The sequence below is a fragment of the Pseudoalteromonas sp. SWYJ118 genome, from assembly GCF_015864505.1.
Classification (GTDB): Bacteria; Pseudomonadota; Gammaproteobacteria; order Enterobacterales; family Alteromonadaceae; genus Pseudoalteromonas; species Pseudoalteromonas arctica.
Window position 1 is genome coordinate 25,078 of sequence record NZ_JADYXC010000009.1, and the last position, 22,935, is coordinate 48,012.

The following is a 22,935-nucleotide window of genomic DNA, read 5'->3' on the forward strand; positions in this document are numbered from 1 at the left end:
TTTTAATCATTTTAGTAGGACGACTAACAATGGCTTTAACTCACCTTCAGCAACTTGAAGCTGAAAGTATCAAAATCATGCGCGAAGTCGCCGCTGAGTTTGAGAACCCAGTAATGCTTTACTCTATTGGTAAAGATTCGTCGGTACTTTTGCACTTAGCGCGTAAAGCATTTTACCCTGCAAAAATTCCGTTTCCGTTATTACACGTAGACACCAATTGGAAGTTTCGTGAAATGATTGAGTTTCGCGACCGTATAGCTAAAGAATACGGTTTTGACCTACTGGTACACAAAAATCCAGAAGGCATTGAAATGGGTGTAGGCCCGTTTACGCATGGCTCGGGTAAACATACCGACATAATGAAAACCCAAGGCTTAAAGCAGGCACTTAACAAATATGGTTTTGATGCTGCATTTGGTGGCGCACGCCGCGACGAAGAAAAATCACGCGCAAAAGAGCGTGTTTATTCGTTCCGCGACAAACACCACCGTTGGGACCCTAAAAACCAACGTCCTGAGCTTTGGAACACTTATAACAGCCAAGTTAATCCGGGCGAAAGCATTCGTGTTTTCCCGTTATCTAACTGGACTGAGCTTGATATTTGGCAATACATTTACCAAGAAAACATCGACATGGTACCGCTTTACCTAGCAAAAGAGCGCCCTGTTGTTGACCGTGATGGTACCCTAATTATGGTTGACGATGAGCGTATGCCACTTAATGAAGGTGAAGTACCACAAATGAAATCTGTACGTTTTCGTACATTAGGCTGCTACCCACTTACCGGTGCAGTTGAGTCAACAGCAAGTACTTTAACCGAAATCATCGAGGAAATGCTGCTATCTACGTCATCTGAACGTGAAGGTCGTGTTATTGACCATGATTCAGCAGGCTCAATGGAGAAGAAAAAACGTGAGGGGTATTTTTAATGTCTAGCCAAAATAACGATACATACAACGAAGTAAAAGAAATAGGCATAGACGCCTACCTAGCACGCCAACAAGACAAAAGCTTATTGCGTATGCTTACCTGTGGCAGCGTAGATGACGGTAAATCAACATTGATTGGCCGCCTGCTGCACGACAGCCACCAAATTTATGAAGATCAGCTAGCTGCCCTTCATAAAGATAATGAAAAAGTAGGTAACGCAGGAGAAGATCTTGACCTTGCATTATTAGTTGATGGCTTACAAGCTGAGCGCGAGCAAGGCATTACCATTGACGTAGCGTACCGTTATTTTTCAACGGCTAAGCGTAAATTTATTATTGCCGACACACCTGGGCACGAGCAATACACGCGTAATATGGTAACGGGTGCATCAACAAGTGATGTCGCCATTATTTTGGTTGATGCGCGTTACGGCGTGCAAGTACAAACCAAGCGTCACAGCTTTATTTGTGACTCGCTGGGCATTAAGCAGTTTGTTGTCGCCGTTAATAAAATGGATATCGTTGATTTTGACGAAACTGTGTATGAAAAAATCAAAGCCGATTACCTTAAATTTGCTGAGCAACTTAACGTATCAAACATTAAGTTTGTGCCTATGTCGGCGCTTAAAGGCGACAACGTAGTAACTCGCTCTGCTCATACACCGTATTACACTGACAAGCCGCTACTTGAATTACTAGAAGATTCGCCAGCAGCCGAAACAGATACAGGCTTTGAAGCGCGCCTACCGGTGCAATATGTAGTGCGTCCTAACTTAAACTTCCGTGGTTTTCAGGGCACACTTACATCGGGCAAGATACACGTAGGCGATGCTATAAAAGTATTACCATCGGGTAAAACATCAAGCATTAAAGAAATTGTTACCTTTGATGGCAACCTAGACAGCGCAGAAGCAGGCCAAGCAATTACCGTTACCCTAAATAACGAAATTGATATTAGTCGAGGTGATGTAATCGTTCCTGCAAATTCAACAGCTTTGGTTACTAACCAGCTACAAGCTAAAATTGTATGGATGCACGAATCGCCATTAGTATTAGGTAAAAGTTATAACCTAAAACTAGGCAGCAAAAATACCTCAGCGATTGTTACAAAGATTGATTACACGATTGATGTAAACACGCTTGAGCACGGCACTGCCGATTCACTACAGTTAAACGAAATTGCGATTGTAACGCTTGAACTAACCGAAACTATTTTGGCAGACGAGTACCACAGCAATCACGAAACAGGCTCGTTTATACTAATCGATCGCTTATCAAACTTAACGGTTGGTGCGGGCATGATTGAACAAGTACTGCAAAGCCAAGCACAGCAAAGTAACTTTAGCGAATTTGAAGTTGAATTTAACAGCTTAGTACGCAAGCACTTTCCGCATTGGCAAGCGCTTGATATTTCTAAGTTATAAGTTAACTTTAGCCTGTTAGGAATTTAAAAGCATGGTAGAACAGCTCGTTTTAACAGGCATTATGCTTACCTTAGTCGGGTGCCTTTTTGGCACCCGTATTAATCCAGCATGGTTATTTGTAAGCGCCATTGGCACCAGCTACTTAGCAGGGCTAATCGATCTTGAAAGCATGTTAATTAATTATGCTAACCCGTCGCTTATCACCTTAGTACTATTGGTGTTAGTCTCGACCGCAATAGAAAAAACCACCCTAATTCAAAAGTTAGCGCAATCGCTATCTAAAGGTAGTTTAGTAAAATCGGTAACAAAATTGGGATTATCAACCGCCTTTTTATCGTCGTTTACTAACAATACCGCCGTTGTTGCATCGCTTATTACCGCGATAAAAGACAACCCTAATCACTCCCCTTCAAAGCTATTATTACCGCTGTCGTACACTGCTATTTTGGGCGGCACCATTACGCTTATTGGTACATCAACCAACTTAATCGTTAATGGCTTTGCAGTTGATGCGGGCATGGAACCACTGGGCTTTTTTGACTTTACCTTAGTGGGTTTAGGCGCGTTAAGCGTAGGCCTAATTACCATTTTAGTAATGCTTAAATACTTACCCGACAACGGTAAAAGCGACCAAGAAGTCGTGCCTTTTTACCTAGAAGGCAAAGTACAAGCAAACTCAAAATTAATAGGCCAAACCGTTGAAGAAAACGGCCTGCGTGATTTAAAAGACTTATTCCTCGCTGAAATCATTCGCGATGGCAGCCGCATTTGCGCAGTCACCCCGCAGCAAATTATTCAAAAAGATGACGTGCTGCTGTTTGTAGGTGACATAAAATCGGTGCCATTACTTACCCGTTTCGACGGCCTAAAAGTAGTACACGAAAATCATCAAAAAGACATAGAACACTTAGTAGAAGTAGTTGTAAGTCAGTCTTCAAAATTTATAGGTAAAACCGTAAAAGAAGCCCGCTTTAGAGAGCAATTTCATGCTGCTGTTATTGCTATTCGCCGTGGTCACGACCGCTTACAAGGCGGCCTTGGGCAAGTGCAATTACAAGCTGGCGACTCGCTTATACTCGCACCAGGCAAAAACTTTTATACCTTGCCCAACTTAAAGCGCGAATTTGTGTATATTTCAGGGTTTGACTTACAAGCCCACCTTGCACCTAAGCAATCAAATATTGTGCTACTGTGCTTTGCCGCAGTACTGGGTTTAAGCATTATTGGCATAGTGCCGCTGGTTAAAGGCTTATTAGTATTACTAATTGGCCTAATGCTCAGTGGCACCATAAAACTTAACGAAGTAAAACGCCGTTTTCCTATCGAGTTACTCGTGGTCGTAGGTAGTGCCATTGGCCTTGCCAAGTTAATGATAGGCACCGGACTTGCCGGGCAAATATCCAGCGCCCTATTTATGGTACTTGGGGATTTTGGCCCGTACGGCGCATTTATTGCGATATTTTTAATGACCGTATTATTTACCGAGCTTATTACTAATAACGCAGCAGCTGCCTTGTCGTTCCCTGTTGCTTACTCGCTCGCGGTTGGTTTTAATGTAGACCCGCTACCGTTTATTATGGCGGTTGCCTTTGGCGCATCAGCCAGCTTTATATCGCCATTTGGGTATCAAACTAATCTAATGGTTTATAGCGCAGGTAACTATCGCTTAAAAGATTACATAGTGATGGGCTTACCCCTTTCTATTATTTATTCAATCACGGTATTAACCTTGATCCCGCTGGTATTTCCATTTTAATACTGGCGCTTACAGCATAAGAGACATTCACTATGGATGAAAATATAGTTTGGCATAACTACGCAACTACAAAAGCACAGCGTAGTGAGCAAAAAAAACATAAGCCCGCTATTTTATGGTTTACTGGCTTTTCAGGCTCTGGCAAAAGCACCGTAGCAAACGCACTAGAAGCGGCGCTTAATCAGCAAGGTACGCACACTTACCTGCTCGATGGCGACAACGTACGCCACGGTTTATGTAAAGACCTAGGCTTTAGCGACGAAGACCGCATTGAAAACATACGCCGCGTAGGCGAAACCGCAAAGCTAATGACCGACGCTGGCTTGTTAGTACTTACTGCGTTTATATCGCCTTTTAGAGCAGAACGCGACATGGTGCGCAGCCTAGTAGACGAAGGCGAGTTTATTGAAGTATTTATCGATACCCCACTGGATGTATGCGAAAGCCGCGATCCAAAAGGCTTATACAAAAAAGCCCGCGCAGGGGAGATAAAACACTTCACTGGTATCGATTCAAGCTACGAAGTGCCAAACAATCCAGAAATAATTTTAGATACAAGTAAAAACACCCTAGACCAATCGGTTACACAACTGATAACGTATCTAAAACAAAAGCACATAATATAGGTTAACCCCATGAATCAAACCGAACTGCTAGAAGAAACCCTCATCCTTGCCCGCAAAGCAGGCCAAGCGATAATGGGAATTTACGAAAAGGACTTTAACGTTGAGTACAAAGCCGACGAAAGCCCCGTAACCGACGCCGATTTAGCAGCTCATAAACTGATTGTGGCAGGGCTTCAACAGCTCACACCCGACATTCCAATACTCAGTGAAGAAAACGCCGACATAAGCTGGGATGTACGCCAAACGTGGAAAAGCTACTGGTTAGTTGACCCAATCGACGGTACTAAAGAATTTATTAAAAAGAACGGTGAATTTACCGTAAACATCGCCCTAATTAAAAACGGCACTCCTATTTTAGCCGTAGTAGATGCACCTGCCCTTGGCGTATCGTACCTTGCCGCAGAGGCCATTGGCGCATTTAAAGATAAAGGCGATGAGCGAATTGAGCTTAAAGTAACGACTAAACCTAACAAAGGGTTAATTCGAGTTGTAGGCAGCCGCTCGCACCCATCACCCGATTTAGCCGAGTTTGTAAAACGCTTTGACGAGGTTGAAATGGTGTCTAAAGGTAGCTCACTTAAGCTGTGTTTAGTCGCTGAGGGCAGCGCCGATATTTACCCGCGCTTAGGTCCAACCTGCGAATGGGATACCGGAGCAGGCCATGCAATCGCCGAAATAGCCGGTGCTAGAGTCACTAAGCTTGATGGCAGCCCGCTTATTTATAACACCAAAGATGAATACTTGAACCCGTATTTTGTAGTGAGTGCGATAGAAGAGTAAGAGCCTAGAGCTGCGAGTTTTAGCTACTAGCAGCTCGATGTAAACCTAAACACCGTAGGTTGGGTTGAGAGGAACGAAACCCAACATGCTTAATATTTAAGCGCTAGTCGTTAGCCCCATCCCCCTGTAGGGGATGGCTTTAAACCGCAAAACCTATACCGTAAATAATTTCACCACCAAGAACACCGAGGCGCTTCGTTACACAGAGCGATTACAACCCTCAGAAAAACTTAGGTTTTTTATTGCTATATCAATATCTGAATTATTTTCTTGATTATCCCTAAGCTCTACGAGTGTTTGTAAAATATCTTCCCTCTCCTCAGGTGAAAGCTTTACGAATTCTTCTTTCACATGCCCTATTTGTATATCACCTGACGTTGTAGCATTTATTAAATAATCAACAACTCGAGTATTTTTATTGTTGATTACAACTTTAAATAGATTTTTGATTAACTTATTTAAAAAATTCAATTTATCATCGGCTAACTGCGCAAAAGCTTTAAATTTTAGACATATGAAAAAAGATCGTTTGGATAACTTGTGGCCATTTGAATTTAATAAATTACTAATATTAATACTTTGAAAAAGCTCATTACTATAATTAGCAGCTTCCATTCTCTCAGTTTCACCTTTTATATTTCCATAACCTTCAGTCTTATTTCCCATGTTAATTTTGAAATCAAGAGTTCGCTGCAATTTGTCCAATTGGTGCTCAAGCAACTTTTCTCCACTTTCTAAATTGACCAACTTGATTAAAACACTTTCCAAATTACCACTATCGATAGTTTGCTTTGTATACTCTTCAAAAACACCCTCAGTTAAAAAGCCATTTGGATCTTTTCCAATATGCTCTAAAACATCAAACGTTATTTGCTTTACCCTATCTTGATTTTTATCATCTAAAAGAAGTTTCCGACCAAAACGGTCAAATGCCTCTTGCCAACGATAATCACTGCAGACGTGTTTTGCCAACTCCTGTGTGGATGAAGATTTTATGGAGTCAATAACCACCTGATCTCTCAACTCACTTTCAGGAACAGTTTCCAGCAATACCCGCTTTAAATAATCAATAGAGCCTGGTTTTACACCTAAATGTTGCTCGCCACTATTTTTATTACTTTTTAAACTATTTCCGCTTTTATCAGTTATATCTTCTTTAAGGTTTAGTAATTCCTTAAATAAAGCATTGTAAACATGCGTAGCTTCACTATTTGTAAAATCAGCTATCAAGTTTGAGAGGGTTTCATTTATTGTTTTTTGCTTGCCATCTTCAGTTTTTGCCACGGTTAGTAATTTCCCATAAACCAAGCTAACGTATGAATTAACAAAAGCATTAAATAGCGCTGGGTTGTCTTCACGTAATGTCGTAATTAATAACAAAGATCCAAAATCGACTTCTCCCAACAATTTTTCTTCTGTCCAGCATTTACTTATGCGTCGCATTACTCGTTTCAACATTCGAATTGAGTCTATAAGATTATTAGAAATAATTGCTGGTTGATAAAAATCTTGCCTTAGAGGAAGTGGATTGTTCTTAGTATATTCGTCAATGTCATTCTCCGCTGAATGTGTTAGCACAAGGTGTTTATCAAATATTTCTTTAGTACATAGCTTTACCCAACCACATAGTATTTTTTTAAAGTCCTGGGATATTATTGTCTCTATGTGATCAACAACTTTACCTAAAACCACAGCATGCTCTGGCTTCTCATTACCCATTACAATAATGAAATTAATATGATTTAAATCCCGATTTTTTAACCTATCCAAAAGTGCAGCTATATCATTTAAGCGTTTTTCGTTTTCATCGCCGGTCCCGCGATCTACATCTTGCAAAGTAATTAGCAATTTATGATTTGTTGTTTTTAGTACATTATTAAGTTTTTGAAAACTTCCCTCAATATCAACAGGGCCTGCGAGTAACGTAGATGCAAACTGAAATGCACTACCGCCCGATTTGAGGGCTTCGGTATAATGCTTAGGTAGCGCACGAAAGGCGCACATATCAATATACTGGCTTATATCATCAATAATATTGCTCAGTACAACATGGGCAACACTGCCGCTTGCAGCGCCCCATGTTGATATATCGCTATGTATCCAGACACTCTCTTTTTCAGAGTTTTTTGCTAAATCATTCACAATACTTTCGACGATACTGCTTTTTCCGCAACCATAAGGCCCACATAAAGCTATGTGCTGCGCTAAATCCTTTTCACCTTTATCACCTTTATCACCTTTATCACCGCCATTTTTTAGCCGCTCGGTAATGCGCGTGGCGTAAACCTGTAAATCGGGTTCTAATTCCTCTGTGCTTTTAATAGTCGAATCGTCTTTAAACCATTTTCGAAAATCTTCTAAGCTATTCAGCTCTGGATTTATCTGAATGGTTACATCTTCATTTTCAGTAGTGATGCTTGGCTGTTTGCTCTGCCTATACTCATCAAATAATAAGTAAGCCGCCAATATAAAATAACTAGCAGCTAGGTACATAAAGACATTAAAGGCAGGTGTTATATCAGCTAGGCTGACGGCAAAAACTATGTAAATTAAACTAAGGGCAACTAATACAGCCGTAAAAATTGGCTTTTGGGTATAGAGCTTTGTCTGATAAATGACAGTTATGAGCATGCCAATAAACGTAAGTGCTAGGTATTTTAAGCTCATAAAACTTTGTGCGTATAACGCAGCTTCATCAAATTTTGGTGCTGTGCTTAGCATGTAAAAAACAGTCAGAAAGAGTGACGCTAATACAGCAATTGTCACTGGCGGATATCGCCAGTTAAACCCAATACTGCGTTTGGGGTGCGATATATAAAACTTATCAAGCAGCAGCTTGATGCCAATACCTGCTAAAGATGCGCTGCTGTAATGCAAAACCGGATTGGCATTTAAAATAGCGCCCAAACTCGAATATGTCTTTTGTACAAAACCGACTTTGCTTAAAAACACAGTAATTGTTGCAACAGTAATCGCGCACAATAAAAGAGAAAGCCAACGAGTGGCTGTAATGGGGAGAGTTTTAACTTGCGACAACTTAATATCCTTATTAATACGTTACCTTGCCAGTGTATATCAATTGAACATTATTGAATAAGCAGTTTAATAAATAAAACCGCCTCTCTTGGCTTCATTAATCGCATGACGCTATGACATGTTGGGTTTCGCTTCGCTCTACCCAACCTACGCTTTATAAGTTGGGTTTTATTCCTTCAGGGGCAGGTTTTGTTTTGAGTTTAGGACGAAAATCAAAAAAGAATGTACCGATCCTATTCCTTCTACAACCCTTAACGATTTTGCTGGGCGATAAAAGCAAGCGAGTGCTGATTGAATAAGTCGGGGCGTTCCACATTGCAGACATGGCCGCAATGGTGAATAGTTTGCAGTACGCTATTTTTATGGCGCTTTACCATTTCTTTAACAGGGCCAAGGAACATATGATCTTCTTTGCCCATAATGTACAGAATGGGTATATCAATGTCTTTTTCTTTGAAGTACTGCATTAAAGGGTTTACGTCCATGGCTAATTTAAACCATTTTATAAACTCTTTTTGGCACAAGCGCTTTGCTTCACGAACAAACAAAAGTCGAGATTCTTTATGGCGCTTTTTCGGCATCATAATAAAAGCAAATAAGCGATACAGAAACATATAAGGCAGGAAGTGTTTAAAAGTATTACCTAAATAAACCAATGTATTACTGCGAGTATTAAAACGAGTAACCGCTCCACCTAGCACCATGCTAGAAACATAGTGCGGCGCAATTTCAGCAATATTTCGAATAATAATTGTGCCCAATGAAATACCGACAAAGTGTGCGCTGGTGATATTGTTATGATCTAACACGTCAATAATATCTTTTGAGACATTATTAAACGAATAATTATTATCAACAAAGTTTTGTACTAAGTTATTCGATTTACCGTGACCACGAAGATCAAGCAACAACACATTATATTCTTTTTTATAGGCTTTAAGCTGACGAAACCAGATTGCCGAACTACCACCTGCGCCATGGACAAATACAACCCATGTTTTACTGGTTTCGTGCGCAAAAGTAGTATGGAAAAGAATTTCGTTGCTCATTGCAGTTAGCGGCCTATTTACTTCGTTTGGCGTATTCAATTGCAGGAAGTATAACGGAGTTTAATAAAAATCTCTTATGAAGTTGAGATCAATGGCTTCTACTTAGCAGCTTTTGGGAGCAGATTTTGATTTTTAAATGAAAACCAATAAAAATGACCTTCCCCTATTTTTACGTTATGAAAACCGCCTTCCTCGGCTTTCCTGCTAGCATGACGCTATAGCGTGTTGGGTTTCGCTCCAACTAACCAACCTACCCCGTACAGTAACTCTATAATGTGGCTTGCCATTTAAGGCTTTTGCTCACTTTTACACCACTGTTTCGTATTCATGACACTTACCCTCCAATTGAGTCTAATTAATTAGTCTAAAAATCTCTTCAAAACATGAAAAATGTCTCTAAAAACTATACCCTTCGGCGCAGTTATTATTTAAATAATGGATGAGCACACACACATGACAACATCTCAAGATGCAACGCTTTCAAATGCATCACCAAACACACACACAAATTCAAATACAAAAACTAAATGGAACCTGCACGATACGCAGTGGACATTAAGTTTATTTGGTACCGCCGTTGGTGCAGGTATTTTATTTTTACCTATTAACATTGGTATTGGCGGTTTTTGGCCGTTAATTATTATGGCGTGTTTAGCGTTCCCAATGACCTTTTTTGCGCACCGTGGATTAGCGCGCTTTGTACTTTCATCAAAAAATAAAGATGCCGATTTTACCGACGTAGTTGAAGAACACTTTGGTGTGACTGCGGGGCGGTTAATTTCCTTGTTGTACTTTTTATCTATATTCCCAATTTTGCTTATTTACGGTGTAGGTTTAACCAATACTGTTGATAGTTTTATGGTTAATCAAATGGGGATGGAATCACCTTCTCGCGTGCTACTTTCGGGTGTATTAGTTGCAGGTATGATTAGCTTAATGATGGGCGGCGAGCGCTTAATGCTACGTGCCTTTGCTATTTTAGTGTATCCGCTTGTGGGCATATTGTTCTTTTTATCACTTTATTTAATCCCAAGCTGGCAGATGCCAGATATGACGGTGCCTGAAATAGGCAGCTTTGGTAAAACGTTGTGGTTATCGATTCCTATTATTGTGTTTTCGTTTAGCCACGCAGCGGCTATCTCAAGCTTTGTGAATGTGCAACGCGGTCATTACGGCGAACAAGCTACACGTAAGTCTGAGGCGATTTTAAAGCGCACTAGCTTGCTACTTATTACCTTTGTACTGTTATTTGTGTTCTCTTGCGTGCTGTCGCTTACAGGCGAGCAAATGGCAGCAGCTAAAGCGGCTAACGTATCGGTTTTATCCTACCTTGCTAATATTACTGATAACTCGTTTATTGCCACACTTGGGCCACTTGTTGCCTTTATTGCTATTACATCGTCGTTTTTGGGTCATTTTTTAGGTGCACGCGAAAGCTTTACTGGTTTAGTAACTAAACAAACAGGCTTAAGCGCTGGCGTTACCGATAAAATTGGTGTGTTAATCATGTTTTTAGCTATTTGGTTTTGTGCTGTTAAAAACCCAAGTATTTTAGACATGATGGATCAGTTATCGGGCCCTATTATTGCGATGATTTTATTCATTATGCCAATGATTGCGGTTTATAAAGTACCTGCTCTTAATAAATACCGAAATCGCTTTAGCACGCTATTTATATTAGCGGTTGGCTCGCTTGCTGTATTTGCACTTTTATACAGTATGCTTAAGTAATAAAACTGTTTATACAAAAGCCCGGCTACTTTTTAGCTGGGCTTTTTTTGTGTGCTGTTTATCTCAAATTGTTTTTTTATAGTCGCTCTTCAGGCATGTTATAAATTAACTAGCCTAAAAATAAAACAATTATGCACTTTACTAAACAACTCCTACTTTACGTAAGCTTGCTAACTACGCTTGTTTTAAGCCTCTTTGTTAAAGCCGATGACGCTCCCACTATTTTATCGATGAAAGAGCGCGCTGCGTTTATAGATAAAATAACAGAGCTTAGAGTTAATACCTTAATGCCCTCGTTAATGAAGCAGCACAACACTGATATGTGGCTACTTATAAGTCGTGAATATAACGAAGATCCAATATTAAAAACAATGCTGCCTGCAACATGGCTTTCAGCCAGACGCACCACTATTTTGCTATTTGCACTTAATAAACAAGGTGGTGTTGATGCTTACGCTATTGCGCCTTATAAAATAGGTAACATATTTAAAAAAGGGTGGGATAAGCAAACACAACCAAGCCAGTGGGCAGCACTCAATACACTTATTGAGCAATACAAACCTCGCAACATTGCGCTTAATACTTCTACCGACTGGGCACATGCCGATGGCCTTGTGCTAGGCGATTACAAAACCTTAATGGCCAACTTGCCCGCCGCTTATCACGATAAAATAATTTCTGCAGAGCCGCTTGCTGTTGCGTGGTTAGAGCAACGCATTCCTGAAGAAGTTAAAATGTATAAACATATTGTGGCTATTGCCCATCATATTATTGCAGAGGGGTTTTCGGGTAAAACAATTACGGTTGGTGAAACAACTAACGATGACTTGGTATGGTGGTTTAGAGAGCGCGTAAAAGAGCTCAAACTACAAACATGGTTTCACCCGAGTATTGCTATTCAGCGCGCCGATGCGAAGTCGTTCGATCATGAAGAAAGCTTTACCAATGGCTACGATGATAACGTTATACAAGCCGGTGACTTGCTTCATGTAGATTTTGGGATTACTTATTTACGCTTAAATACCGACACGCAGCAGCATGCGTATGTGCTCAAAGAAAACGAAATAAGTGCGCCTAGTTACTTAGTTGAAGCACTAAAAAGCGGTAATAAATTACAAGACATATTTACCAATCAATTTGCGGTAGGTAAAACCGGTAATGAGGTTTTAGCTGCAGCACGAAAAGCCGCTATTGATCAGGGATTAAAACCCACTATTTATACTCATCCTCTTGGCTATCATGGCCACGCTGCTGGCACTACATTAGGTATGTGGGATTCTCAGCAAGGTGTACCGGGAGATGGTGACTATCCGCTGCATTTAAATACGGCTTACTCAATTGAGCTTAACAATGCGGTGTTTATAAAACAGTGGAATAAAGAAATAAGAATAATGCTAGAGGAAGATGCTATTTTTGATAAAAGCGGTGTCTGGTATTTAAATGGCCGACAAACACAGCTATTGCTTGTAAAATAAAGTATAAAAAAATGGCGCTCACTGAGCGCCATTTTTAATTTAATTCGTTGCTATTATTCTGTATCTGGCAGGTTACGGCCATAGAATATCTCTTGCATTTCGCGAGTCAGTTTTGAGCGAATTTGTTCTTCTTCGCCCTCTGATAAGTCTGCTGTCGAAATACCGAATAAGTACGTGTTTAAATCGGTTTCTTTTAACATCATTTTGGTGTGAAACAGGTTTTCTTGATACACGTTCACGTCCATCATTTGGTACGCTTCTTTTGTATCTTCTGTCATGAAGTTTTGAATCGAGCTAATAGCATGATCAATGTAGTGCTTAACACCGTTTATGTCGCGGGTAAAACCACGAACGCGGTAGTCAATAGTTACTACATCTGACTCAAGGCTATGAATTAAGAAGTTTAACGCTTTAAGTGGCGAAATAATGCCACACGTAGACACTTCAATATCAGCACGGAATGTACAAATACCATCATCAGGGTGAGCTTCTGGGTATGTGTGTACACAAATGTGGCTTTTATCTAGGTGCGCAACAACTGAATCAGGTAATGGGCCTGGTGCTTCGTCAGCATCGTAATTTTGCTGCTCTTCTACTGGTTCTTCTGAAACCAAAATAGTTACACTTGCGCCTTGCGGTTCATAATCTTGGCGCGCTACATTTAAAATGTTAGCACCAATAATATCAACAACTTCACCTAAAATGTCGGTTAGTCTATCTGCACTGTACTGCTCATCGATATATTCAATATATTCTTTACGTTGTTGCTCGGTCTTTGCGTAACAAATATCATAAATACTAAAGCTTAAACTTTTGGTTAAATTGTTAAAGCCATGAAGTTTAAGTTTATCGAAGGGTTTGTTCATAATAAACCAACCTATAAATTAGTGGGTTCTGCACCTGCAGAATGAAAAGTTCGCGGATTTTATACGAATTTTCCTCGTGGAAAAAGCGTTATTTTGCTTGATCTTGCACAACTTCGTGGCTATGCGTAATTTCTACTGTTTTATCAAGCATTAATGCAACCGAGCAATACTTTTCAGCAGAGAGTGAAACTGCACGTGCAAGGTGTTTTTCAGACACATTATTGCCTTTAACAACAAAGTGTAAGTTAATTTTGGTAAACACGCGCGGGGCTGTTTCGGCGCGCTCTGCACTTAGTTGCACCTGCACATCAGAAAAATCTTGTTTAGCTTTTTTTAAAATACTAACCACATCAACTGATGAACAACAGCCAACTGACATTAAAACCATTTCCATTGGGCTTGGTGCTGCACTATCGCTGCCGCCATCAAACACAACATTGTGGTTAGAATTAGAACGACCAATAAACGTATCGCCTTCAACCCATTTTACATTTGCTTGCATTGTTATATCTCAAAAAAATATTTTCTTGATTGTAAGCAAGTTAGCCGTAGTTGCAAATGAAAATGCAACGCAGGGCTATAAAATGGCTAAGATTGTTGTGTTAAAGCGCTATCAAAGAGGTTTTTTACTAAACCTGCAAATTCATCTATAAAGGCATGCTGTTCAACCGTGACAGGCTGTGAGGTGATGCTGCTGAGGACTTCTTCTAAATCGTAAACTATGCCATCAACTTCACGTACAATTTGACTACGCTGCTCTGTGTTGAGGTTTGTGTGCTGCTCGCAAATAAGCATCACATTTTGTGCAATAACGTCTTCGATTAATTCCATTACTGTTGGGGCACCTGGTTTTATTTCGCCTGGCTTCTCAAACAATGCTAAATTTTGAGTTAGATACATGATCAAATCATCGTACCCTTGCCTATCTAAAACCATTTTTGTACCACCTTTGTATAATTAATTATTTTTGATTTAAGCAGAAAGCGCTGTTGATTGCTAGCTTTGCGCGTTAGCAATACAAAAAAAGCAGCCGAAGCTGCTTTTATAATAATTAAGTAGTATTACTACTTAATCTATTTTTAAGCCTGGGCTTAGTGTTGCTGGCATAGCAACTTTTTCAAGCTCTACTGAAGCTACAGGGTATGCACAGTAATCGGCTGCGTAATACGCGCTTGCTCTGTGATTGCCCGATGCGCCAATACCACCAAATGGTGCTGCGCTTGATGCGCCAGTAATTGGGCGGTTCCAGTTAACAATACCGGCACGAATACGACGTAAAAAGTGGTCGTAATCTGCTGCACTGTCACTTAATAAACCAGCCGATAAACCAAAGGTTGTATCGTTTGCTTTATCAATGGCTTGGTCAAAGTCGTCAAAGCGGAATACTTTTAAAAGTGGTCCAAAATGCTCTTCATCTGGGAAGTCACTAATATTTGTACACTCAATAATACCTGGTGTTACAAAGCCAGTATTAGCTGTATGCTCAAGTTCTACTAATACTTCACCACCAAGCTCAACAAGCTCGTTTTGCGCTTTAACCATGCCTGCAGCTGCAGCTGATGAGATCATAGAGCCCATAAATGGCTGGTCTGCATCGTCATAATTACCTACTTTAATCGCTTTAGTTGCTGTGATTAAACGCTCAAGTATCACATCGCCTTTGCTACCAGTTGGTAAAAATAGTTTACGTGCACACGTACAACGCTGGCCACTTGAGATAAACGCTGATTGAATAATATCGTGAACAACCGCTTTAGTGTCTTCAACGTCAGTAATAATAAGTGGGTTATTACCACCCATTTCTAGCGCTAAAATTTTGCCAGGTTGACCCGCAAACTGTTCATGTAAAATATGACCAGTACGCGAAGAACCCGTAAAGAACAAGCCATCAATACCTTTGTGAGCAGCAAGGGCTTTACCCGTTTCTACTTCACCTTGTACAAGGTTAATGACACCTGCTGGTAAGCCTGCTTTTTCCCACAGTTTAAGCGTAAGCTCAGCTACTTTAGGAGTAAGTTCAGACGGTTTAAACACAACCGTGTTACCTGCTAAAAGCGCTGGCACAATGTGGCCATTAGGTAAGTGACCCGGAAAGTTATACGGACCAAATACGGCTACAACACCATGTGGCTTATGACGAATCATCGCACGGCCAAGTGGCATTGCGTTTTCTACGTCGCCAGTGCGCTCTAAAAATGCTTTTTCAGAAATGGCAATTTTACCAACCATAGCACCGGCTTCTGTGCGAGTTTCCCACAATGGCTTACCTGTTTCTTGTGCAATAGTAATAGCGAGCTCTTCGCTGTTTTCTTTTAATTGCGCTGCAAATGCTTGAATTATTTCCAAGCGCTCAGTAAAGCTTTTATCAGCCCATGCATAAAACGCTTCGCGCGCTGCATTTACTGCGGTGTCTACTTGCGCCGCAGTTGCCGATGAAGCCTGCCAAATAACGTCGTTATTTGCAGGGTTTACTGAATTAAATTCTGTGCCTTGGCCTTGTGACCATTGACCATTTATAAATTGTGCAGGATGAGTCATATACTTTCTCCTAAATTAAATCGTGGTTGCACTAACAATATCGCCAGTTTGCAAATGCAGTGCATCTGCTATTTCTTGCGATAAAATAAGGCTTTTTGCGCGCTCGTCGAATGTCATTGGTGTAACGGTTGCTCTGAAATCTTCAAGCTTTTCGTTTGCTAGCAACACCATGGTGTCGCCAGTCATTTCGCCAATTTCAACGTTAAAGTGATTTGCATTACGAATAGTCGCAATGTTATCTACTTTTGCTTCAACCGTTGGGCCGCCGTCAAAAATATCTACGTAGCCATTAAACGTAAAGCCTTCGCTTTTTAATAACTCGATTGCTGGGCGAGTGTTGTCGTGTACTTTACCTATTACGGCTTGCGCATCTTTACTTAGCAAGTTTACGTAAATTGGGTATTTAGGCATTAATTCAGCAATGAAAACCTTTTGGCCAATACCTGTTAGGTAATCAGCTGTTGGAAAATCCATTGAGAAGAAGTGCTCTTCAAGCCACTGCCAAAAAGGGCTGCTGCCGTTTTCGTCAGACACACCGCGCATTTCTGCGATTACTGTTTGCGCAAAACGCTCTTGATGCTGTTTTATAAACATAAAGCGCGCTTTTGAAAGTAGCTTACCGTTACAATTTTTACGATAACCATCTTTTAAAAACAATGTGCAAAGCTCTGTAGCACCTGTGTAGTCGTTACATAGCGTTAGAATATCAACCGCTTTGTATACGTCTAATGTGCGCGAAGAGTGAATCACTTTACTTAAGTGATAATGATAAAATGCATCATCAAGCCCTACCGCAGCTTCAATTGCAGATGTTCCTACAACGTCACCGGTTTCGCTATCTTCAAGAACAAACAGGTAGCCTTCGTCACCAGGTTGTGACGTTTGTTTAGCAAAAGAGCTTACTGAATGGTCGATCTTTTTTTGCAATAGTTCTTCGTTTAATGGCAAAGACGTAAAACCATGCCCTGATTCGTGGGCAATTTTCAGTAATGCTGAATAATCATTTTGCTGGATTGGGCGAAGGATCATCATGAGTCCGCTTGCTCCCTTATAAATAACGGTAAATAGGAATTGCAGGGCAAGCAGTGCTTGCCCTTAATTGGTTGGCTTAAGTCGCTTATGCGTTTACTACGCTAGCTACTGCTTTTTCAAAGCGTGCCATACCTTCGCGAATGTCCGCTTCAGGAATTACTAAAGATGGAGTGAAACGTATTACGTCTGCACCAGCAACTAATGACATAAGGCCTTGCTCAGTCCCTGCCACTAAAAACTCTTTTGCACGACCTTTGTATTGCTCGTTCACTACTGCACCAATTAATAAACCTTGGCCACGGATTTCGCTAAATACGCTGTATTTGTCGTTAACCGCAGTAAGTAGTTCATTAAATAATGCTGCTTTAGCTTTTACGCCAGCAAGTACTTCTGGGGTATTTACTGTATCAAATGCAGCTTCTGCAACAGCACACGCAAGCGGGTTGCCGCCATAAGTAGAACCATGAGTACCTACTTTAAGATGCTGTGCAATTTCAGTTGTTGTGATCATAGCGCCAATAGGGAAACCGCCGCCAAGTGCTTTAGCTGAAGTTAAAATATCAGGTACTATGTTTAAGCCTTGGTATGCGTATAAATCGCCAGTACGGCCAACACCTGTTTGAACTTCATCAAAAATAAGCAGTGCGTTATGTTTAGTACATAAATCGCGAACGCCTTGAGCAAACTCGTCAGTTGGTGAAACAATACCGCCTTCACCTTGAAGAGGTTCCATCATTACGGCACATGTTTTATCGCTGATAAGCGCTTCAAAAGCAGCTAGGTCGTTGTAATCACAATGTACAATGTCGCCAGGCTTAGGACCAAAACCATCTGAATATGCAGCTTGGCCACCAACAGTTACGGTAAAGAATGTACGACCGTGGAAACCTTTGTTAAACGCGATGATTTGTGATTTTTCTGCGCCAAACTTATCAAGTGCAAAACGACGCGCTAATTTAAGCGCTGCTTCGTTTGCTTCTGCGCCCGAGTTGGCAAAGTAAACTTTTTCAGCAAATGTAGCATCAACCATTTTTTTAGCTAGGCGAAGTGCCGGCTCATTGGTCATTACATTTGATAGATGCCAGATTTTTTCGCCTTGCTCTTTTAATGCGCCTACTAATGCAGGGTGACAATGGCCAAGACAGTTAACTGCAATACCACCAGCAAAGTCGATAAACTCTCGACCTTGTTGATCCCAGACGCGAGAACCTTCGCCTCGAACAGGAATTACGCTTGAAGGTGCGTAGTTAGGAACCATTACGTGATCAAATAATTCGCGATTGACTGTCATTTTATTTCCTCTTAATTGTGAGCAACACAAAACATCAAAATAGGTGTTTGGTTAATATTTGTAACCAACTTTATAGGCAAGATCAGTAACCTGATAATTGCGCAAAATTGCTTTGTGGTTCAATTTTCAGACGCACATTATTTCAGAATTACTTATATCTGTCTCGTTAAAAACTTTCATGTATCCCTTGAAAATAAAGGGCTAAAGATATTATTTCATAGATAGTGAATAACTATTTGCATAGCTATTTATGCTTATTTTTAAACAACTAACCGCATGAGCACCAAGGCGCGCATGCTTTAATCGGCAAATATGCAATATAACAATAGAGTGAGAATGAATGGTTAGTCGCAAAAAAATTAACAAAAAATTCAGATTTTTAGTCAATTTGAATAGCTAAATTGGTAAAATTACTCGATTGGAGGGTTTTTAGTTCCGTTTTAGTGAACTTAAAGTACGAAAACCAGCTTAGAGTTTCATCAGGCTCAATAAGTTGATGCTCTTTTAAATTAAGATATTGAGAGTAGCACCGTGCCTTTAGCATTACTTCTGTTAACGGCAGTAATGTATCGCCTTTATCTACCCCATTTACTAGCTGCTGCATTACACCTTTAAACGGTAAATATTTAAAAGCCATTTTGTCTATTACTTTGGCGCTTACTTCTATCGACTTATTGCTAAGTAGAGTGGTTAAAAATAGCGGGTCGGGCTGTAGCTCTAATAATGCGGTGTGTAAATCTTTTTGGTTTTCATTTCGGGCTAACTGCACTTTGCGTTGCCATACTTTCTCAAACGTTTTTAAGTACAAGCGCACTAATGCAATTCGCCCTACATCTAAAAGCATACCAAGGGTAAATGCATGTACGTCATTCACATTATTAATTTGTGCAATTTTTTGCGCAGCAATCGCGTTTGCCATCGCGCTGTCGCGTAGCCGGCGTTTTAATAATGAAAATGGTTCGGTGCTATGTGGCATCCAATGACGGGCAGCAAATGTAGGAATAACAAGCTGTAAGTTATCAAGGCCAATATAACGAAGGGCAAGCGATGGTTTATCTACTTTTACAGACGTATTTTTACTACGCTGATTACGATAGTAAGGTAAATTAACGAGCGTTACTAATTCTCTACCCAACCAGCTTATATCATTAACCAGTGGCTCTAAACGTCCTACCGACGCTGACTTTACAGCTAATATGTCGAGTATATTGGCAATGCCATCTTCAATACCTATAGTGCTGTGGATTACACCATCTATATCTTCAAGCTGCTTATATATAGCTGTTTCAATAGTTTTGTGCAGTTGCTCACTCGCTTGAGCGCGGTACTTATGATGTGCAGTACTGCTTTGCTGGCGTTTATTCTGTGCGGCCACTTCAACCTGAAGCAAAGTGCGTTGCTTCATGGGTTCGCCGTAATCTATATCTAATGTATGAATGAAACCAATTTGCTGATGCGCAAAGCTGTGCCCAAGCAATAAGTCATGAGCCCGTTGGCTTAGTATTTTGGCAGTACGCTGTTGCGCTACAAGTTCAGTCATGACATCCATTAATAAAGTATTAAATGCTCTGTGTATTATAACATTAGAAGCGAGTTAAAAAGTTATCAAGCAGTTCTAAGCCTTGATCAGTTAGAATAGCTTCGGGGTGAAACTGCACACCTTCGATTGCTAGTTCTTTATGAAGTAACCCCATAATTTCGTCAAACTCGCCTTGCTCAGTCTGAGTCCATGCGGTTACTTCAAGTTCTTTAGGTAAAGTTTGTGCTTTAACCACTAAAGAATGATAACGACACACTGTTAACGGGTTAGCTAAACCTTTAAACACCCCTTTATTAGTGTGAACTATGGGTGATGTTTTACCGTGCATTACTTTTTTAGCACGAACTACATCTCCTCCTAAAGCTTGCGCGATAGTTTGATGCCCCAAGCAAATCCCTAAAATAGGATATTGCCCTTTTAGTTGCTCAACAACATTTAGTGAAATACCCGCTTCGTTAGGGGTGCATGGCCCTGGCGATAACACGATGTGTTTCGGGTTCAACTGCTTTATTTGTGCAATGCTTAGCTCGTCATTACGTTTCACTAAAACGTCTTGATCTAAACGCTGAAAATATTGCACTAAGTTGTAAGTAAACGAGTCGTAGTTGTCGATCATCAACAGCATTACACAACAAACCTTATAAATTATTGACCACTTACTTCACACAAGTGGTACTAAGCGCTGCATTCTACCACTATTAATTAACCAACATAAATTAGCAAAAAGCGTTAAAAATTAACTATTTTAGCTAAAATGCTTAAAAGCCTTTAGCAGGTAATGGTTTACTTAACCTGAACTTTGGTTAAGAGATTTACTAACGTATTGAATCATGATGATGTTTAAATTTATTTTCTCTAGCCAGAGATTCCTTGCAGCTTGAGCAATAATATCGAATCCTAAGCTTTTCACGAGCAGTTAATACTCCTATTTAGGCTGTATACCCCAACAATAAATTATTGACCTCTAAAGTACGTGCGTTTATTGATCGCTCTATTAAATACTTTGGTGAAATACCTTACTGAGCAAAATAAACAGATTGTTTGCGCTACATCAAATTAGCGGCTCAATGGTTGAATTATATTTATGTAAGCCCCAGTGTATTATATGAAAGGCAGTAATTCACTTATACAACTCACTTACTTGTGAGCTCATTTATATCCTATTAAGGAGCGAATATGTTAGGCGAAGACCACTCACTCACTAATGACTTTCCAGAGTACTTAAAGACCATTGCCGAGTTAAATGAAAGCGATACTGAATTTGCAAAAAAAGCAGATAAGTACGACAAGCTAGATAAAGAGATTAGAGTGTTAGAACTCAAAGATGCGCCCATAAGCGATGAGCAAATGCATCAACTAAAACACGAACGTACAGAATTAAAAGATTGGCTATACGAGCGTTTGCAGCAAGAGCAGTAATGCCACTAAAAAAAGAGCTCACTGATGAGGTGAGCTCTTTAGATCAACAATGGGTATTTTTTCTAAAACTTTACAAAGCCACCCACAGGTTTCATAAATACACTGCTTGGGCCAGCAAAGGCTTGTGCAAACTCTTCTGATAATTGACTAAATACCGTTACTTTATCCATATCAACTACGCTTAAAAATAGTGGGCCACTTTCGCCCCAACCAGCAAGATGCGCTTTAGCAGCATCTTCATCTTGGTAACGCTCGTAAATATGTACATTGTGCTTGTCTTCACTTACTGTCCACTCATACATTAAAGTGCCCGCTTCACTTTTAGCCAAAGTAACTAATTGTGCCATTACCAGTAAAAACTCATCGTATTTACCTTCTTTAATTTGGCCTTGTACTGTCCAGGTAACATGATTTTTCATTATGCTTTGCCTAATTTAAGTTGTGCTAAAATACTGTCTAACGTATCTACTAGTTGTTGATTTTTAGAATTATTAAGTGCATCAACATGAGGAGGCGCAAAGCGTCCTGTATCGTTATCAAAATACAGGCCTGCGGCATCTTTAAATTCATCACTAAGCGCTGCGCGACAAAAAATATTTGCGCCAATTTTTAAGTCCCCACCATCTATACCGTAAGCGTCTTTTACCATTTTGCTTCCCAGTAACGATTTAGGGTTTACCGATACAACTAATGGCCCAGTATCTTTAAGCTCAAGCCCTAAATGACGCGACCACATAGTAATAGCCAATTTACTTTGTGCATAAGCCGCACTATCAGAAAGTTCAGTGTTACCAACCAGTGCATTTAAGTTAACGCTTGATTGCGCAGCTGATGACACATTAACCACTCGCGAATCATGACCAAGAACAGGTAACAATAGTTTTGTAAGAAGATATGGCGCAATCGTGTTTACAACAAAGCGAGCATCAAGACCGTCAATTGTTGTAGCATCAACTAATTGATAAACGCCTGCATTATTAATAAGTACGTCGAGCTGGTTATTATTTTCGGCCAAGTCGGTTAATACAGTTTGTGCCAAAGTTTGAACTTGGCTCATATCGCTTAAATCAGCAATATAAGTATGTGTGCTTGCATTTGGGTATTGCTTGGTTAAAGCTACTTGTAGCGCATTGAGCTTTGCTTGGCTGCGGCCATGTAATAATACGGTGTGACCTTGTGCTAATAACATCTTTGCAGTTTCTAGCCCAATGCCATCGGTAGCACCGGTAAGTAAAATTGTTTTGTTCATGTTGATCTCTCCTTACTTTATTTTCGCTATATTAGCATCCCGACTTACTGCTGATAATTAGGCCAATAGTTGAATCAGTTTATAGAATTAATTGATAAAGCTAAGCCTATGTTAGTTAATATAAAAGCATTCCTTTAAAAGGCAGGTAAGTGTTTAAGCTGAATGTTTTTTATGCTTTTATTTGAATTACCCAG

At 40.2% G+C, this 22,935-nt stretch carries 20 protein-coding genes; 8 read left to right on the forward strand and 12 right to left on the reverse strand.

The features are described 5' to 3' along the window. The first annotated feature begins 29 nt into the window (after positions 1–29). From cysD to cysQ, 5 genes are read left to right on the forward strand one after another with little or no spacing between them, the layout of a single operon-like run. Positions 30–929 carry a sulfate adenylyltransferase subunit CysD gene (gene cysD / locus I6F48_RS10445; RefSeq protein WP_008133447.1) on the forward strand — a complete coding sequence of 300 codons (900 nt, stop codon included), beginning with the start codon at positions 30–32 and terminating at the stop codon, positions 927–929. Further along, the gene (gene cysN, locus I6F48_RS10450; protein ID WP_197119361.1) at positions 929–2,353 is read left to right on the forward strand and encodes a sulfate adenylyltransferase subunit CysN; all 1,425 of its coding nucleotides are present in this window, start codon (positions 929–931) and stop codon (positions 2,351–2,353) included. The genes cysD and cysN overlap by 1 nt, the downstream gene beginning before the upstream one ends. 31 nt (positions 2,354–2,384) lie before the next feature. Beyond that, entirely contained in the window at positions 2,385–4,109 is a 1,725-nt protein-coding gene (locus I6F48_RS10455; protein WP_197119362.1) for an SLC13 family permease, read from the forward strand. 32 nt (positions 4,110–4,141) lie between these two features. After that, entirely contained in the window at positions 4,142–4,735 is a 594-nt protein-coding gene (gene cysC, locus I6F48_RS10460; RefSeq protein WP_007378439.1) for an adenylyl-sulfate kinase, read from the forward strand. A 9-nt stretch (positions 4,736–4,744) separates the two neighbouring features. Beyond that, positions 4,745–5,515, forward strand: coding sequence for a 3'(2'),5'-bisphosphate nucleotidase CysQ (gene cysQ / locus I6F48_RS10465; protein ID WP_166420082.1), 771 nt, complete (start codon positions 4,745–4,747; stop codon positions 5,513–5,515). 198 nt (positions 5,516–5,713) lie between these two features. Here cysQ and I6F48_RS10470 read toward each other — a convergent pair whose 3' ends face one another. Both I6F48_RS10470 and I6F48_RS10475 read right to left on the reverse strand, forming a co-directional pair. Beyond that, positions 5,714–8,551 carry a P-loop NTPase fold protein gene (locus I6F48_RS10470; protein WP_197119363.1) on the reverse strand — a complete coding sequence of 946 codons (2,838 nt, stop codon included), beginning with the start codon at positions 8,549–8,551 and terminating at the stop codon, positions 5,714–5,716. Between the two features lie 251 nt (positions 8,552–8,802). Continuing rightward, positions 8,803–9,600 (reverse strand): alpha/beta fold hydrolase, encoded by a 798-nt coding sequence (locus I6F48_RS10475; RefSeq protein ID WP_197119364.1) that lies wholly within the window; start codon positions 9,598–9,600, stop codon positions 8,803–8,805. 453 nt (positions 9,601–10,053) lie between these two features. Between I6F48_RS10475 and I6F48_RS10480 the strand changes: the two genes are divergently transcribed. Continuing rightward, positions 10,054–11,331 (forward strand): aromatic amino acid transport family protein, encoded by a 1,278-nt coding sequence (locus I6F48_RS10480; protein ID WP_101216819.1) that lies wholly within the window; start codon positions 10,054–10,056, stop codon positions 11,329–11,331. 131 nt (positions 11,332–11,462) lie between these two features. Continuing rightward, a complete protein-coding gene (locus tag I6F48_RS10485) occupies positions 11,463–12,806 on the forward strand; it encodes a M24 family metallopeptidase (RefSeq protein WP_197119365.1) in 1,344 nt (447 codons plus the stop codon). Positions 12,807–12,859: 53 nt separating this feature from the next. On the opposite strand, the gene speD is transcribed toward I6F48_RS10485, so the two are convergent. The 8 genes from speD to I6F48_RS10525 all read right to left on the reverse strand — a co-directional run bounded on the left by speD (position 12,860) and on the right by I6F48_RS10525 (position 20,698). Further along, complete coding sequence (speD, locus tag I6F48_RS10490; RefSeq protein ID WP_024593800.1) at positions 12,860–13,672, reverse strand: adenosylmethionine decarboxylase; 813 nt, start codon at positions 13,670–13,672, stop codon at positions 12,860–12,862. Between the two features lie 88 nt (positions 13,673–13,760). Beyond that, positions 13,761–14,174 (reverse strand): OsmC family protein, encoded by a 414-nt coding sequence (locus I6F48_RS10495; protein ID WP_002958863.1) that lies wholly within the window; start codon positions 14,172–14,174, stop codon positions 13,761–13,763. Between the two features lie 86 nt (positions 14,175–14,260). Further along, positions 14,261–14,608, reverse strand: a complete 348-nt coding sequence (locus I6F48_RS10500) for a DUF3802 family protein (RefSeq protein ID WP_007580087.1) — start codon at positions 14,606–14,608, stop codon at positions 14,261–14,263. Positions 14,609–14,740: 132 nt separating this feature from the next. Next, positions 14,741–16,210, reverse strand: coding sequence for a succinylglutamate-semialdehyde dehydrogenase (astD, locus tag I6F48_RS10505; RefSeq protein WP_197119366.1), 1,470 nt, complete (start codon positions 16,208–16,210; stop codon positions 14,741–14,743). A 15-nt stretch (positions 16,211–16,225) separates the two neighbouring features. After that, positions 16,226–17,242 (reverse strand): arginine N-succinyltransferase, encoded by a 1,017-nt coding sequence (astA, locus tag I6F48_RS10510; protein WP_197119367.1) that lies wholly within the window; start codon positions 17,240–17,242, stop codon positions 16,226–16,228. Between the two features lie 85 nt (positions 17,243–17,327). Continuing rightward, positions 17,328–18,533 (reverse strand): aspartate aminotransferase family protein, encoded by a 1,206-nt coding sequence (locus tag I6F48_RS10515; protein WP_197119368.1) that lies wholly within the window; start codon positions 18,531–18,533, stop codon positions 17,328–17,330. Between the two features lie 379 nt (positions 18,534–18,912). Then, a complete protein-coding gene (locus tag I6F48_RS10520; RefSeq protein WP_024593401.1) occupies positions 18,913–20,073 on the reverse strand; it encodes an HDOD domain-containing protein in 1,161 nt (386 codons plus the stop codon). 43 nt (positions 20,074–20,116) lie between these two features. Continuing rightward, positions 20,117–20,698, reverse strand: coding sequence for an anthranilate synthase component II (locus I6F48_RS10525; RefSeq protein WP_165742110.1), 582 nt, complete (start codon positions 20,696–20,698; stop codon positions 20,117–20,119). A gap of 551 nt (positions 20,699–21,249) precedes the next feature. On the opposite strand from I6F48_RS10525, the gene I6F48_RS10530 reads away from it, so the two are divergent. Then, the gene (locus I6F48_RS10530; RefSeq protein ID WP_007580070.1) at positions 21,250–21,492 is read left to right on the forward strand and encodes a YdcH family protein; all 243 of its coding nucleotides are present in this window, start codon (positions 21,250–21,252) and stop codon (positions 21,490–21,492) included. 62 nt (positions 21,493–21,554) lie between these two features. Here I6F48_RS10530 and I6F48_RS10535 read toward each other — a convergent pair whose 3' ends face one another. Next, positions 21,555–21,911 carry a putative quinol monooxygenase gene (locus I6F48_RS10535; protein WP_197119369.1) on the reverse strand — a complete coding sequence of 119 codons (357 nt, stop codon included), beginning with the start codon at positions 21,909–21,911 and terminating at the stop codon, positions 21,555–21,557. Beyond that, on the reverse strand, positions 21,911–22,741 hold the full coding sequence (locus tag I6F48_RS10540) for an SDR family NAD(P)-dependent oxidoreductase (protein ID WP_197119370.1): 831 nt from the start codon (positions 22,739–22,741) through the stop codon (positions 21,911–21,913). Before I6F48_RS10540 ends, I6F48_RS10535 begins: the two co-directional genes overlap by 1 nt. Positions 22,742–22,935 lie beyond the last annotated feature (194 nt).

Coding starts and splice junctions, on each gene's coding strand:
- cysD (WP_008133447.1), top strand. CDS start 30: ATGGCTTTAACTCACCTTCAGCAACTTGAAGCTGAAAGTATCAAAATC.
- cysN (WP_197119361.1), top strand. CDS start 929: ATGTCTAGCCAAAATAACGATACATACAACGAAGTAAAAGAAATAGGC.
- I6F48_RS10455 (WP_197119362.1), top strand. CDS start 2,385: ATGGTAGAACAGCTCGTTTTAACAGGCATTATGCTTACCTTAGTCGGG.
- cysC (WP_007378439.1), top strand. CDS start 4,142: ATGGATGAAAATATAGTTTGGCATAACTACGCAACTACAAAAGCACAG.
- cysQ (WP_166420082.1), top strand. CDS start 4,745: ATGAATCAAACCGAACTGCTAGAAGAAACCCTCATCCTTGCCCGCAAA.
- I6F48_RS10475 (WP_197119364.1), bottom strand. CDS start 9,600: ATGAGCAACGAAATTCTTTTCCATACTACTTTTGCGCACGAAACCAGT.
- I6F48_RS10480 (WP_101216819.1), top strand. CDS start 10,054: ATGACAACATCTCAAGATGCAACGCTTTCAAATGCATCACCAAACACA.
- I6F48_RS10485 (WP_197119365.1), top strand. CDS start 11,463: ATGCACTTTACTAAACAACTCCTACTTTACGTAAGCTTGCTAACTACG.
- speD (WP_024593800.1), bottom strand. CDS start 13,672: ATGAACAAACCCTTCGATAAACTTAAACTTCATGGCTTTAACAATTTA.
- I6F48_RS10495 (WP_002958863.1), bottom strand. CDS start 14,174: ATGCAAGCAAATGTAAAATGGGTTGAAGGCGATACGTTTATTGGTCGT.
- I6F48_RS10500 (WP_007580087.1), bottom strand. CDS start 14,608: ATGGTTTTAGATAGGCAAGGGTACGATGATTTGATCATGTATCTAACT.
- astD (WP_197119366.1), bottom strand. CDS start 16,210: ATGACTCATCCTGCACAATTTATAAATGGTCAATGGTCACAAGGCCAA.
- astA (WP_197119367.1), bottom strand. CDS start 17,242: ATGATGATCCTTCGCCCAATCCAGCAAAATGATTATTCAGCATTACTG.
- I6F48_RS10515 (WP_197119368.1), bottom strand. CDS start 18,533: ATGACAGTCAATCGCGAATTATTTGATCACGTAATGGTTCCTAACTAC.
- I6F48_RS10520 (WP_024593401.1), bottom strand. CDS start 20,073: ATGACTGAACTTGTAGCGCAACAGCGTACTGCCAAAATACTAAGCCAA.
- I6F48_RS10525 (WP_165742110.1), bottom strand. CDS start 20,698: ATGCTGTTGATGATCGACAACTACGACTCGTTTACTTACAACTTAGTG.
- I6F48_RS10530 (WP_007580070.1), top strand. CDS start 21,250: ATGTTAGGCGAAGACCACTCACTCACTAATGACTTTCCAGAGTACTTA.
- I6F48_RS10535 (WP_197119369.1), bottom strand. CDS start 21,911: ATGAAAAATCATGTTACCTGGACAGTACAAGGCCAAATTAAAGAAGGT.
- I6F48_RS10540 (WP_197119370.1), bottom strand. CDS start 22,741: ATGAACAAAACAATTTTACTTACCGGTGCTACCGATGGCATTGGGCTA.